At 66.1% G+C, this 12,821-nt stretch carries 10 protein-coding genes; 4 read left to right on the forward strand and 6 right to left on the reverse strand.

Annotated elements, in window-relative coordinates; all coding sequences use genetic code 11:
- Positions 1 to 55: 55 nt before the first annotated feature.
- Positions 56 to 820, reverse strand: coding sequence for a VOC family protein (locus GLX25_RS16055; protein ID WP_155843492.1), 765 nt, complete (start codon positions 818 to 820; stop codon positions 56 to 58).
- Positions 821 to 1,041: 221 nt separating this feature from the next.
- On the opposite strand from GLX25_RS16055, the gene GLX25_RS16060 reads away from it, so the two are divergent.
- The 4 genes from GLX25_RS16060 (at position 1,042) to GLX25_RS16075 (ending at position 5,713) form a co-directional block, all read left to right on the forward strand.
- On the forward strand, positions 1,042 to 1,683 hold the full coding sequence (locus GLX25_RS16060) for a TetR/AcrR family transcriptional regulator (RefSeq protein ID WP_155843493.1): 642 nt from the start codon (positions 1,042 to 1,044) through the stop codon (positions 1,681 to 1,683).
- 609 nt (positions 1,684 to 2,292) lie between these two features.
- Positions 2,293 to 3,027 (forward strand): SDR family NAD(P)-dependent oxidoreductase, encoded by a 735-nt coding sequence (locus GLX25_RS16065; RefSeq protein WP_155843494.1) that lies wholly within the window; start codon positions 2,293 to 2,295, stop codon positions 3,025 to 3,027.
- A gap of 653 nt (positions 3,028 to 3,680) precedes the next feature.
- Positions 3,681 to 4,409 (forward strand): ABC transporter ATP-binding protein, encoded by a 729-nt coding sequence (locus GLX25_RS16070; protein ID WP_271192396.1) that lies wholly within the window; start codon positions 3,681 to 3,683, stop codon positions 4,407 to 4,409.
- Positions 4,406 to 5,713 carry an ABC transporter permease gene (locus GLX25_RS16075; protein ID WP_155843496.1) on the forward strand — a complete coding sequence of 436 codons (1,308 nt, stop codon included), beginning with the start codon at positions 4,406 to 4,408 and terminating at the stop codon, positions 5,711 to 5,713. The genes GLX25_RS16070 and GLX25_RS16075 overlap by 4 nt, the downstream gene beginning before the upstream one ends.
- A 63-nt stretch (positions 5,714 to 5,776) precedes the next feature.
- Here the strand turns inward: GLX25_RS16075 and GLX25_RS16080 are convergent, their stop codons facing one another.
- The 5 genes from GLX25_RS16080 to GLX25_RS16100 form a co-directional block, all read right to left on the reverse strand.
- Positions 5,777 to 8,218 (reverse strand): beta-glucosidase family protein, encoded by a 2,442-nt coding sequence (locus GLX25_RS16080; protein WP_155843498.1) that lies wholly within the window; start codon positions 8,216 to 8,218, stop codon positions 5,777 to 5,779.
- On the reverse strand, positions 8,215 to 9,672 hold the full coding sequence (locus GLX25_RS16085; protein ID WP_166548909.1) for a glycoside hydrolase family 43 protein: 1,458 nt from the start codon (positions 9,670 to 9,672) through the stop codon (positions 8,215 to 8,217). Before GLX25_RS16085 ends, GLX25_RS16080 begins: the two co-directional genes overlap by 4 nt.
- Complete coding sequence (locus tag GLX25_RS16090; RefSeq protein WP_155843499.1) at positions 9,669 to 10,859, reverse strand: glycoside hydrolase family 1 protein; 1,191 nt, start codon at positions 10,857 to 10,859, stop codon at positions 9,669 to 9,671. The genes GLX25_RS16085 and GLX25_RS16090 overlap by 4 nt, the downstream gene beginning before the upstream one ends.
- Positions 10,860 to 11,011: 152 nt before the next feature.
- On the reverse strand, positions 11,012 to 11,881 hold the full coding sequence (locus GLX25_RS16095; protein WP_155843501.1) for a carbohydrate ABC transporter permease: 870 nt from the start codon (positions 11,879 to 11,881) through the stop codon (positions 11,012 to 11,014).
- A 1-nt stretch (position 11,882) separates the two neighbouring features.
- Complete coding sequence (locus tag GLX25_RS16100) at positions 11,883 to 12,821, reverse strand: carbohydrate ABC transporter permease (RefSeq protein WP_271192397.1); 939 nt, start codon at positions 12,819 to 12,821, stop codon at positions 11,883 to 11,885.

The raw sequence follows: 12,821 nt of genomic DNA on the forward strand, positions 1-12,821 counted from the left end.
GATGCGAAACGAAGCGCGGCGCGGGTGACCGCGCCGCGCTTCGTCGTGACTCAGGTCAGGACCCGGCGATCAACGGGAGTCCGTCTGGATCGGCAAGTACGGTTCGGCCGTCGCCCAGACTGCCGATCCGTTCGCCGGTCGGCGAGCCGTCGACCACGGCGGCCGCGAACCCGTAGCTGCCCGGGCGAGGAGGATTGGCCGCCGTCGGCACGCTCCAGCTGAAGAGCTCTATCACGGTGTCGCCACCACGCAGATAGTCCATTCTCATACCGCGCGGGTCACCCGGAGCCACGAGCTTGCCAGCGTTGCCGAACCCCAGCGCAGCGTAGTAGTCGACACTCGCCTCGAGCGAGTCCACAGTGTGACCGATGTGGTCGAGTCTCGGACGTTCGGCGGCGCCCAGCGCGCGTGCCGCCTCGACGAGCTCGACGTCGAATACTTCCGTGTAGGTGACATCACCCTGGACGAGTTCGACGACGGTCCCGTCGGGGTCGAAGACGAAGAAGATGTGCATCCCAGTACCGAGGTCCATCGGACCGAAACGCACCCGGATGCCGCGCCGGGCGACCTCCTCGACGTACCGGCCGATGTCGGCGACGACGAAGCCGACATGCCGAAACCCGCGGTAGAGATCATCCTCAACCCAGACAGACTCGGTGCCGTTCTCGAACCGAACGAGTTCGACGGTGCCGGTCACGAAATCGAGCGTCGCCCGCTCCCCGTCAGCGACTCCGATCGGCTCGCCGCCGAGCAGGCCGGCGTAGAAGTCAAGCGACCGATCGATATCGGCAACTCGGATCACAATGCTCTGGATGCCCACCGTTTGCTCCTGTCCGCTCCATGACGCGTCGGCGCGTCATCAGTGAAAACCTAGTGATCGCTAGAATATCGTTCGCAGACGAGGTCGGCAATGCTTGAGAGGGTCCCACGTGCAGCGACTGCACATTAGTCTTGTGCACGCTGAATTGTGGCGCCCCATGGGGCTGTGGGTCGAACGGCAGCCAGGTGCGCCATCACTGCAATGACGAGTGGAGATCACCGATGCACGAGCCTTCCTCCGACGTCGGCTTGCGGACGCGCAAGCGCGTCGCGACCCGGAACGCGATCGAGCGCGCCGCGATCTCGTTGATGCTCGAGCACGGCTATGACAAGGTCACCGTCGACATGATCTGCGAGGCGAGCATGGTCTCGCAGCGCACCTTCTTCAACTACTTCGGGTCGAAGGAGGGGGTCATCATCGGCGGCCCGCACGAGCCGACGGCGGAGCAGATCGACGCGTTCGTGAGCACTGAGGGACCTGGCATCGTTGCGGACCTGCTGGAACTGATCGTCGCTGCTCAGCTTGAGCAGGAGCCTGACCTTGCGCTCCTTCCGTCCCGACGCGTGGTGCTGCAGCGCCACCCGCAGCTGATGGAGGCCGAGATGGCGAAGATGGGTGCACTGGAGGACCGTTACATCCAGATCGTCCTCTCACGGTTCCGCAACCAGCACCGGCCTGGGACCCCTGCGCAACTCGAGCAGGAGGCTCGCATGGTTGTCGCTCTTGCGAGCGGGGTGATGCGTTACCTCATGCACGCCTGGTTCGCGGGCAGCGGTGAGCAGGCGCCGACGCACCTCGTTCGAGATGCGGTCGATGTTCTTTCACGCTTCACCCAGAACGAACTCGCCCTCGGCGAGGACTGATAGTCCTTCTGTCAGGCGGGGCGGGTTAAGTGCCCGCGCACCGGCCGTTCGGCTGCACTTCGCCGTTCGTCCGGGATGCTCGGTGTGTCGGCGTGCCTATCGACGCGTGGTCAGTCTGCTTTTCGGGCGGGGAGGAAGAAGGAGCGCACAGCGTCGTACCCGCGCACGCGGCAGGTGTGCAGCGCGCGGGGTCCCGAGCATCATCGAGCACGTCGATGCTCTCGAAGTGGCCGGCGGCTGTGTGTATCGGTTCAGTGGTCGGGGATACTCGAGGACATCCACGGCGAGCCCATTCGCGGTGATGCCTTCCACTCAGTTGCGCCGCGAGCGCGTCGAGCTTGACCTGGGTGCGGGACTTCAGGGAAATGTCGAATCCGGGCTCGCCGAAGGTGGGCGATGGCCAGTCCCATCCCGGAGCCGGCTCCGTCTATCGCGATGGTGGGCGTCGCACTGTGTCCTTCCGTGACGCTGGCGACTTCGATCACCGATGCGGAGCAGAGGTTCCAGTTAGGATCGACTTCCATAGGAAATGGACCACGCGTTCCGATTACTGTCCGGCGGGAGAGCCGCGGCGTCACAGGGACGCTCGCCGAGCGCGATGGGGAGCGAATGAGTACGGAACTGCTGAACAAGACGGCCTTGGTAACGGGAGCGGGGGGCACTGGCGGGATCGGCTTCCAGATCGCTACTGCCCTGCGCGACAGCGGCGCGCAGGTAATCCTCACCGGCCGCGATGAGACCCGCGGGCAGGCCGCAGCGACACAGCTCGGCGATCGGGCGCGCTTCATTGGCGCGGACCTCACCGATCTCGACAGCGTCCACGCGTTGGCGGAACAGGCGGGACCGGTCGACATCCTCGTGAACAACGCCGCAGACGCCGCGTCGGCGCACACAACCGAACAGGCGGTGGAGGCGTTTGAGACGGTCTTCGCCACGAACGTGCGGGGTCCGTTCTTCCTCACGGCCGCGCTCGTCGCGCAGATGATCGCCCGGCGCGGGGGGAGCATCATCAACATCAGCTCGGTCGTCGCCAGGCACGGCACCCCGAGCATGTCGGTGTACGGGGCGTCGAAAGCGGCACTCGAGTCCCTCACCCGCAGCTGGGCAGCGGAGTTCGCGCACGCGGGCGTCCGGGTGAACACCGTCGCTCCGGGAGCAACCGGCAGCCAGTCCGTCGTCGACGCGCTCGGAGAGAACCTCGACTACGTGGCGCAAACGATCCCGCTCGGCCGGATCGGGAAGACCACCGATGTTGCCGATGCTGTGGTGTTCCTCGCGTCCGAGCAGGCCAGCTACATCACCGGGGTGCTTCTGCCCGTCGATGGCGGACGCGCGGCCGTCTAGGCTTTCCCCGGACGTCTGTGTCCGTCTGAGTGGACAGCAAAAACTTATGGCCGGCTGCGCAGTGCTCGTGGGCGGCAAGCGTTCCACACCGCTGCAGCCAGGCATCGGACTTGATCCTCCTTGTCGCGGCCGCACCGCTATGCACCCGCAACCGCGTGACAAGGGACCGTCATCGCGGTCCACCCTGGAAGACTGACATGACGGATGTCGTGAGTTCCGGCGCCCCTGGGGACTCGGGCGAATCGCAGCGCCCCGGTTCGTGTCGTTGACCACTTCGGCTGCTTCGGGATTCCGGTCGCCACCATCGTCACTGTTGTCGCGGACCGCGACGCCCTGATCCTCGCGATGGGATCGGCGTGGGAAGGTCTGGCGCATTCGCCGCACAACCCGAGTTGAGGTCGGGCCCGCCACCTCGACTCGGAGGGTCGGTCCCGCCGCCCGACGACGGCTCACCGAGGTCGTGCGGGCGAAGTGCGGATTCTTGTCGCGTCCGCTCTGGCGCGCTCAAGATCTCTCCGGCCGCGACCCCGGGACTCGCAGCGACGCCGCACCATGATCCACATCACCCTTTGTCCTGAGAACTCACCCAGCAACCGGACCGCGCAATGCAGTTCATGCTAATTTGCATTGACTGCACAATCACGAGGAGCGCTGTGAATAGTCCTGTTCTCGAGGCCACCGACATCCACAAGTCCTATGGCAGCGGTAGCGGCCGCTTCGACGCACTCAAGGGCGTGTCGCTGGCGGTCAGGGCTGGTGAATCCGTCGCGATCGTCGGCAAGAGCGGTTCCGGGAAGTCCACGCTCATGCACATCCTCGCGCTGCTGGATCAACCCGATGACGGTGCGGTCCTCGTCGGGGGCGAAGACGCCGCCACGTTGCGTGGCCGAGCGGTGAACCAGTTGCGAAACGCGGACTTCGGGTTCGTGTTCCAACAGTTCTTCCTGGTCCCGAACGCCACTGTGCTCGACAACGTGGTGCTGCCGCTGAAGATCGCCGGGGTGAGCGGCCGCGAGCGACGTGAACGCGGCATGGCTGCGCTCCGTGCGCTCGAGCTCGACGACAAAGCGAAAAACAGGGCCACCAACCTGTCGGGCGGTCAGAAGCAGCGCGTCGTCATCGCCCGCGCCTTGGTGAACAACCCCAAGGTGATCTTCGCCGACGAACCGACCGGCAATCTCGACACCGCCACGGGGCAGGTCGTCGAAGACATCCTGTTCACCCTCAACCGGGAGCAGGGCATCACACTTATCATCGTCACCCACGACACCGAGCTCGCCGAACGCTGCGACCGGCAGATCTACCTCCGAGACGGCCGGGAAACGGACGCCCCAGCGCCCCCGAACCTGCACGGACACGGCAGCGAAGGAGCGGCGGCATGAACACCGGTGACCTCCTGAAGACCGCGGTTCAGAACACATTCCGCAGCAAGCTGCGCACCTCCCTCACCGTGGTCGCCATCTTCATCGGCGCGTTCACGCTCACCATCACCAGCGCGATCGGCGCAGGCATCTCCGACTACATCGACAGCCAACTGGGCGCCATCGGCGCCGAAGGTGTCCTCACCGTCAACAAGGCGCCCGACACCGAAACCGCCGCCGAGGAGGGACCCAACCGGTACGACCCCGACCGGGCCACCGCGGACGACCCGTTTCCCGGAGCGCCCGCCGGCCCCGGCGGATTCGGGGCCGGAGCCCTCACCGTGGACGATATTGAGGCCATCGAATCCACCCACGGCGTTACGAGCGTCGAGCCGACGGTGTTCGTCTCCGCCGACTTCATCACCGCCGACGGGAGCGACAAGTACGAGATCAGCCTCAACCCGGTTTCCGCGGCGATCGTGCCGGATCTGGCCGCCGGCGCGCCGCTCACCAACAGCGACCAGAACGAGATCCTGCTCCCCGACGAATACCTCGACGCGCTCGGATTCGCTGACGCAGAGGACGCCGTCGGCGCCACCGTCACCATCGGCGCCACAGACGCAGTCGGAGAGCAGCACGACGTCGACGTCGCCATCGTTGGCGTGCAGAACACCTCCCTACTGCCACTCGGCGCGAGCATCAACGAGAACCTTACCGATGCGCTCGTCGAGGTCCAGCAGACCGGCAGAACCGTCGACGCCCCCGTTGGCTACCTCTCCGCCGTCGCCCATCTCGAACGCGACGCCACCGACGACCAGATCACCTCCATCAAGGAAGACCTCGCCGACCAAGGTTTCCTTGCCCAGACCACTGCCGACCAGATCGGCGCGTTCCAAACCGTGATCTCCGGAATCATCGGCGTGCTCAACGCATTCGCTGTCATCGCGCTCATCGCTGCAGGCTTCGGAATCGTCAATACCCTGCTGATGAGCGTCCAAGAGCGCACCCGCGAGATCGGCCTGATGAAAGCCATGGGCATGGGCGGCGGAAGAGTCTTCGGACTGTTCAGCAGCGAAGCCGTCTTCATCGGGTTCCTCGGCAGCGCTATCGGCGCCGCCGCGGCCGTCCTCGCCGGTACTGCCATCAGCACTGCACTCGCCACCTCCCTACTCTCCGGACTTCCCGGGCTGCAGATCATGCTGTTCGAACCGTCCGCGATCATCACCGTGATCCTCGTCGTCATGGGTATCGCATTCCTCGCCGGTACCCTGCCCGCCCGACGCGCCGCACAGCAGAACCCCATCGACGCCCTCCGCTACGAGTGATTCCACATCAGCGCGGCGCCCCGAGGCGAACCCGGCCGATGCGCGACGGTGGCATGCTCAGCGTCAATCCAGCATGACCTCTACCGCGGCGATGACGTTGGCAGCGTCGGCACAGACCTGGACGTCGTAGCAACCCGGTTCAACCTTCCAACCGTCGTCCCAATGAGCGAAGGTCCGCCTCGGAAGGGTCAGTGCGACGCGCTCGTGCTCCCCCGGAGCGAGGTCGACACGTGCGAAACCCGCAAGCCAGCGCACGGGTCGATCCACAGCGCTCTGGGATCGAGCGATATAGACCTGCACGACATGCTTGCCATCACGCTCACCGACGTTCGAGATATCCACGGTGACTGCAACTCCGTCGTCGACAGGTCTCGCGGAAGCGCGGGATGTCTCGAACCGTGTGTAGCCTTCGCCCGCACCGAACCAATAGCGCGGTGCGACTCCGGCGCGCAACCAGGCACGATAGCCGATGTGGATGCCCTCGTCGTATCGCACATCGCCATCGACGGGGGTCACGTCGATGACGGGTACGTCACCTTGTTCCCGCGGCCACGTCGTGGGAAGCCGCCCTCCGGGTTCGGCCTCGCCGCTCAGGATGTCTCCGAGCGCCGCGCCATACTCCTGCCCGCCGAACCAGGTGAGCAACACGGCGCCGGCCTGATCGGCCCAGGGCATGACGACCGGCGAGCCCGAATTGACGACCACGACCGTCTTCGGATTGGCGGCGAGCACGCGACGCGCAAGCTCGTCCTGCCGACCGGGCAGCGTGAGGTCACCGCGATCGTACCCTTCGGATTCGACACGGCTATTCGTTCCCACCACGAGCACGACGGCATCGGCCATCGCGGCGAGGTTCTCCGCCTCCTCGAGGAGCGCCTCCGGATCGGATGCATCCGGCTCAACCCCGAACGCGACGCCGATCGCGCCGGCGAGGCCGCCGGGAAGGGGCTCGTAGCTGAACGAGACGACGACGTCCCTCGAGACACCAGCCGGGGCCGGTACGGCGCCCGAGCGGCTGGGGGGAGCCAGGAGCGCGGCGCCGAGGTCGTCTCCGACGGATCGCGTCTGCGCGTCGACGATGATCTCACCGTCGACGGTCACGATGCCGTGCCCGACACCGGCGAAGCCCAAGCGCACGTGGGCGTCCTCTCGCGGCGCCCAGCGAGTGGACATCTCGATCGTTCGCGCACGTGCGATCGGCGCATCGCCGCCGAACCACACGTAGGATGTCGCGAGCCGGTCTTCGGCGAAGATCTCGGCACCGCTCTCATCGAGGAATCGGACTCGAACGCCCGGGCCACCGGAGTGCGGGTTGGTCAGTTCTGCGAGAGGAAGGTCGCTGAGACCTTCCTGCACAACGGCGCCGATGGCGTAGTCGATCTGTGCGCTCGGAAATGCCGCAGTGATGCCTTCGAGAGGTGCGATGACGTGCTCCGGCACTACGGTCGCGCTCCCGCCTCCCTGAGACCGCGCGGCGGTGGCGTTGTGACCGATCACGGCGATGCGTGACGGGCTCGCGCTCCATGGCAGCACACCGCGATTCTCGACCAGGACCGCGCCCTGGATCTCAGCTTCTCTCGCGAACGCGACGCCGTCGATCGGGTCGACCCGCCGCGGCGCCGCTCCTTCGAGCGCCCCCACCCGTGCCGCCAGGCGCAGAATTCTCAGCACCTTTCGGTCGATTGCGCCCTCGTCGACCTCGCCCCCACGCACGGCAGCCACGAGCGCCGCACCCCATGCACCCACTGGACCGGGCATCTCGAGGTCCTGGGATGCCCGAGCGGCGTCGAGCGAACGCACGGCCGTCCAATCGCTCACGACGACTCCGTCGAATCCCCATTCACTGTTGAGCGGAGTCTCGAGGAGCTCGTGTTCCGTAGCCGTCACCCCGTTGATCGAGTTGTACGCGCTCATCAGCACCCAGGCATGCGATTCGGTCACGGCTTTCTCGAACGCCAGGAGGTACAGCTCGCGCAAGGCCCTCCCGCCCACGACCGTGTTGGCGTTGAATCGATCGGTCTCGAAGTCGTTCGCGACGTAATGCTTGGGCGTGGCCGCGACGCCCTGCTCCTGCACGCCTCGCACGTACGCGGCCGCGAGTTCCGCGGTGAGCAGCGGATCTTCGCTGAACGCTTCGAAGTGACGCCCGCCGAGTGGCGAGCGGTGCAGGTTGATGGTCGGGCCGAGAACGACGTCGACCCCCTTGCGGCGCGCCTCGGCAGCCGAAACGTGCCCGTACTCGGATGCGACCTCGGTGCTCCACGACGACGACAGCGCGGTCGCCGAGGGGAGGTTGAGCGACGGTGACCGCTCGTCCCACACCGGACCGCGCACGCCCGAGGGCCCGTCCGACAGCACCATGCTTCGTAGGCCGATGGCTTCGACCGCCGTGGTGCTCCAGAAGTCCTGTCCGGTGATCAGGGCGATCTTGGTCTCGAGGTCGAGTCTGCCGAGGAGGTCGATCAGCTGCTCGTCGGAGATCGTCTCACGTGTTGCGGTCGTCATTGCATGGTCTCCCCTGTGGTGTATGAGAAACGTCTCAGGACTGCGCGACCGTTCTCGACCGCGACGCCCACGATGCGCCCGGTGAATCCGCCGGTCACCTCGGTGGACAGATAGCGACCGTCCAGGTCGCCGAGCACCCGCCAGTCGTGAGCGTCGCCCACTGCGAGCTCGATGCGGTCGGGCCCGGTCGAGACGCCGCGGATTGACCGCGTCGACCGCGCCCTGATCCGCAGACGGTGGACGTTGTCGGTCAGCTTCGCCGCGCCGAGGCTCCACGTCATCCCACCGATCCGGATCGTCGCGACCGCATCCGATCCGTCGAGGGCGATACCGTACGCGTTATCGCGGTCGATTCGCACCTCCATCGACGCAGACCCGTCCTCGATCGAGAGCTCGGCCTCAGCGGTCCACGCGTCGTCGCGGGTGCGAACCCCGAGGGTGCACTGCACCCGCGATTCGAGCAGCAAGCCGTTCTCGGTGCCGCGCGCGAACGTGTCGGGGAACACCCCCGGCGAGATCCATCGGCCGTGCAGCTTCGGCGCAGCGAAATCATCGATGAAAGACGTGTCGACGGATGCCGCGACGAATCGCTCCTCGTCGACGACCGGCCAACCGTCGCGCCAGTCGATTCCGGCGACGAAGGTCTCACGTCCGTTGACGTGGAAGCCGGGGCTGGTGCCGCGGGGCCGGACGCCGAGATACGCCATCGCCCAGGAGCCGTCGGAGCACTCGACCAGATCGGCATGGCCGACGTTCTGCACTGGGGTCGGCAGGCTTCGGTGCGAGAAGATCGGGTTCTGCGGTGCGCCCGCGAACGGTCCGCGTGGCGACGGCCCGCGGGCGATGCTTACGCAGTGACCGCGCTCCGTCCCGCCTTCGGCGATCAGGAGGTACCACCATCCCTCGCGGAAGAAGATGTGCGGTCCCTCGGGAAAGGCCAGTCCTGTGCCGCTCCAGAGGAGCCGTGGCTCCTCCAACAGCTCGGCGGTGTACGGATCCACCCGTGCCTGGCGGATCTCCGAACCCGCGGCATCGAAGTGCGACCAGGTCAGATAGCAGTCCGCACCGTCCCAGGAGATGTCCGGATCGATTCCGCCCGCCCCCCGGGTGCGGACCGGTGCTGACCACGGGCCGCGCACATCCTCGGCATGCTGGAGAGTCTGCTCGGGGGTGCCGTCCACGACGTCGGTCGTGATGAGCCAGAACAGGCCGTCATGATGGCGCAGCGTGGGGGCGAACACACCGGTGCTTCCCGTGCCGTCGGAGTCGGCGAGTTGTGACGATGTCGTGATCGCGTTGCCGACGAACGTCCAGTCGACGAGATCCTGGCTCTCATGGATGGGTACGGCAGGGCGGTACTCGAAGCTCGAACTGGCGAGATAGTAGGTGTCGCCGACCCGGCAGATCGATGGGTCCGGATAGAAGCCTGGGATGACCGGCTGGGCCGCGCTCACAGCGTGGCGCCGTTCGCGGACGCCACGGCGCCGTACCACGATCCACTCGGCTTGATGGTGCGGGCGAACGTCGTACGGTCGACCTGCACGAGTCCGAAATGGGGAGCGTAGCTACCCCACTCGTAGTTGTCGAGCAGACTCCAGTGGAAGTACCCGCGCAGGTCGACGCCGGATCCGGCGACGTCGGCGAGGGCACGGAGCGATCGACTCGTGTAGTCGATTCGCTGATCATCGTCGTCGGTCGCGATGCCGTTTTCAGTCACCACGATCGGCATGCCGGGCAGCAGTTGCGCGGTGTGCCTCACGGCCTCCGCTGCGGCATTCGGGTAGTACTCCCATCCCGTGAGCGTCAGCTCGGAACCATCGGGCGCGGCCAGCGCTCCGTCGGCGCCGATCCTGACCCGGGTGTAGGCCTGGACGCCGATGAAGTCGTCGCCTCGGGCGGCGTCGATGAAGACGTCTTCGCGCGGCCAACCCCATTCGCGGGCGATATCCTCGGCACCCGGCTCGGCCTGGAAGTTCTGGTTCGCGACCGTCCAGCCGATCTTCGCGTCGGTGTGCTCGGCGAGCAGGGCCCGCGCACGATGGTGGGCCGCGATGGTCACGTCGGTGATCGCGGGGTCGGGCGGTGGCAAGGCGCCGGCGACGAGCTCCTCGCGCTGCCCGTCGTCGAACATCGTCGCGATCATCGCGAGCATGTTGGGCTCATTGAAGGTGCACACCCACTCGACGCCCTCGAGGATCGTAGATGCTGCCGCGACGTACGCCTCGAAGTGCGCGATGTTGTCGGCCCGCCGCCAGCCGCCGAGATCGGCGAACCACCGGGGGTTGGTGAAGTGATGCAGGGTGACGACCGGCTGGAGGCCTCGCACGAGACACCCATCGATCATCCGGCGGTAGTGCGCCAACTCGGCGAGCGACACGGCACCGGGGGTCGGGACGATGCGGCTCCACTCGAGGGAGAAGCGATACGAGTTCAAGCCAAGACCGACGGCGAGGTCGAGGTCCTCGCGCCATCGATGGTAGGAGTCGCACGCATCGCCCGAGCGCTCGGGGAGGATCGAACCCTCGACGACCTCTTTCGCCCAGAAGTCGCTGTTCGTGTTCCCCCCTTCGGTCTGGTGCGCGGCGGTCGAAGCCCCCCACAGGAAACCCGCGGGGAAGTGGGTAGAGGTCGTCGGCGTCATGGTCTCATTCGTCATCGTGTCGGAAGCAGGTAGGCGAGCTCGCCCAGCGGCTCGAACTCGAAGAAGGACCGAAGCAGAATCGACCGACCGTGCGGTGTCGGCCACGTTGGTGAGGACTGTGGTGATGCCCACGTCGTCAGCTCCTTCGGGTGTCACTTGATGCCGGTCGAGGCGACGCCCTCGATGAACTGGCGTTGGAGGAACAGGAACAGTGCCAGGATCGGCACGACCACGATCACGGCACCGGCAAGCAGCAGGCCGTAGTTGGTGCCGTTCTGGCCGACGGAGTAGAGCGCGAGGGCGACCGGAAGGGTGTAGCGATCCTCGGTCTGAGCGACGACGAGCGGCCACAGGAAGTTGTTCCACTGTGCGAGGAACGTGAGGATCGCGAGCGTCGCGAGCGGCGGCTTGGACAGCGGGAGCACGATCTGCGCGAAGATACGCCACTCGCCGGCGCCGTCGAGGCGCGCCGCTTCCAGCAGCGAGTCAGGCAGCTCGCCGATGAACTGACGCATCAGGAACACGCCGAGCGGAGTGACCAGATAGGGCAGGATCATGCCGGGCAGCGAGTTGCTCAAGCCGAGATTGGTGACCAGAACGAACAGCGGAACGAAGGTGGCGATCGCCGGAATCATGAGCATCCCGAGCACGAGCACGAACAATGCATTCCGGCCCGCGAAGTCGATCTTCGCGAGTGCGTAACCGGCCATCGAGCAGAAGACCAGGTTGCCGAGCACGCATGCCCCCGCGACGATGACGCTGTTCGCGAACGCCGTCGTGAAATTCAGACCGCCGATGAGTCGGGCGTAGTTCTCGAATGTCCACACCTGCGGAAGCCATGCTGTGGAGTTGGCGATGATCTCCGCATTGTCCTTGAAGGAGCCCAGCAGCATCCAGATGAACGGGAGGAGCATGAGCACCGCGCCGACGATGAGGACGCCATAGGTCACGAGTCTGCTGACGCGGATCGGGGCTCGGCGCCGAGTGGGCTGTGTCGCTCCGGCGACGATGAGGGCAGCCATATCAGGTCCTTGAACGGAAGAGTCGGAATTGAAGGAGTCCGAGCGCCACGATGAAGATCACGAGCACGTACGACGCTGCGGACGCGACGCCGTAGTTTCCGAAGCCGAACTGCTCATAGGCGTACAGGCCGATCGAGACGGTCGCGTCGAGCGGGCCGCCGTTGGTCATGACGAACGGCTCCTCGAAGAACTGGAGGTAGCCGATGCTCAACAGCACGGCGACGACGAGGGTCGTGGGACGCAGGAGCGGAAGGGTGATCGTGCGGAACGCCGTGAAGCCCCGCGCTCCGTCGACCTCGCCCGCCTCGTAGAGCTCCTTGGGGATGTTCTGCAGTCCCGCGAGGAAGATCACCATCGGAAGCCCGATGTTGCGCCACACAGCCATGATGATGAGCGCCGGCATCGCCCACGCGGGGTCGTTGAGCCAGTCGGGGCCGGGGATGCCGACGACCCCGAGCAGGGCGTTGAGCAGGCCGTCTTCCTGGTACAGGTAGCGCCACACCACGGCAACGGCGATGATGCTCGTTACGAACGGGGCGAAGTAGCTGACGCGGAACACGCCCTTCAGCTTGTTGATGCCGGCGTTCAGGCCGACGGCCACGAGCAGTCCCAACGCCATCGTGAGCGGGATGCCGATCACCACGAAGTAGATGGTGTTGCCGATCGCGCGCACGAAGGTGGCGTCGGAGAAGATGTCGATGTAGTTCTCGAGGCCGACGAAGTTGACCGAGAAGGGCGATCGGACGTCGCGGGCTCGCAGGTCGCTGAAGCTGAACGCGAGGGACGCCAGGACCGGACCGGCACCGAAGACGAGGAACAGCACGACGAACGGCAGCGCGAAGCTCCATGCCATCAGGGTGCGTCGCACGCGGCGCGGGGGTCGCCCCTGGCGGGGACGCTCGGTGAGCGTCTCCGCCAGGGCCAGGGTGGTGGCAGTCAC

The organism is Agromyces luteolus (assembly GCF_009729855.1).
GTDB classification, from domain to species: domain Bacteria; phylum Actinomycetota; class Actinomycetes; order Actinomycetales; family Microbacteriaceae; genus Agromyces; species Agromyces luteolus.

Excerpts from the sequence above, each read along its gene's own strand:
- GLX25_RS16080 (WP_155843498.1), bottom strand. The coding sequence starts at position 8,218 with ATGACGACCGCAACACGTGAGACGATCTCCGACGAGCAGCTGATCGAC.
- GLX25_RS16095 (WP_155843501.1), bottom strand. The coding sequence starts at position 11,881 with ATGGCTGCCCTCATCGTCGCCGGAGCGACACAGCCCACTCGGCGCCGA.
- GLX25_RS16065 (WP_155843494.1), top strand. The coding sequence starts at position 2,293 with ATGAGTACGGAACTGCTGAACAAGACGGCCTTGGTAACGGGAGCGGGG.
- GLX25_RS16075 (WP_155843496.1), top strand. The coding sequence starts at position 4,406 with ATGAACACCGGTGACCTCCTGAAGACCGCGGTTCAGAACACATTCCGC.
- GLX25_RS16060 (WP_155843493.1), top strand. The coding sequence starts at position 1,042 with ATGCACGAGCCTTCCTCCGACGTCGGCTTGCGGACGCGCAAGCGCGTC.
- GLX25_RS16090 (WP_155843499.1), bottom strand. The coding sequence starts at position 10,859 with ATGACGCCGACGACCTCTACCCACTTCCCCGCGGGTTTCCTGTGGGGG.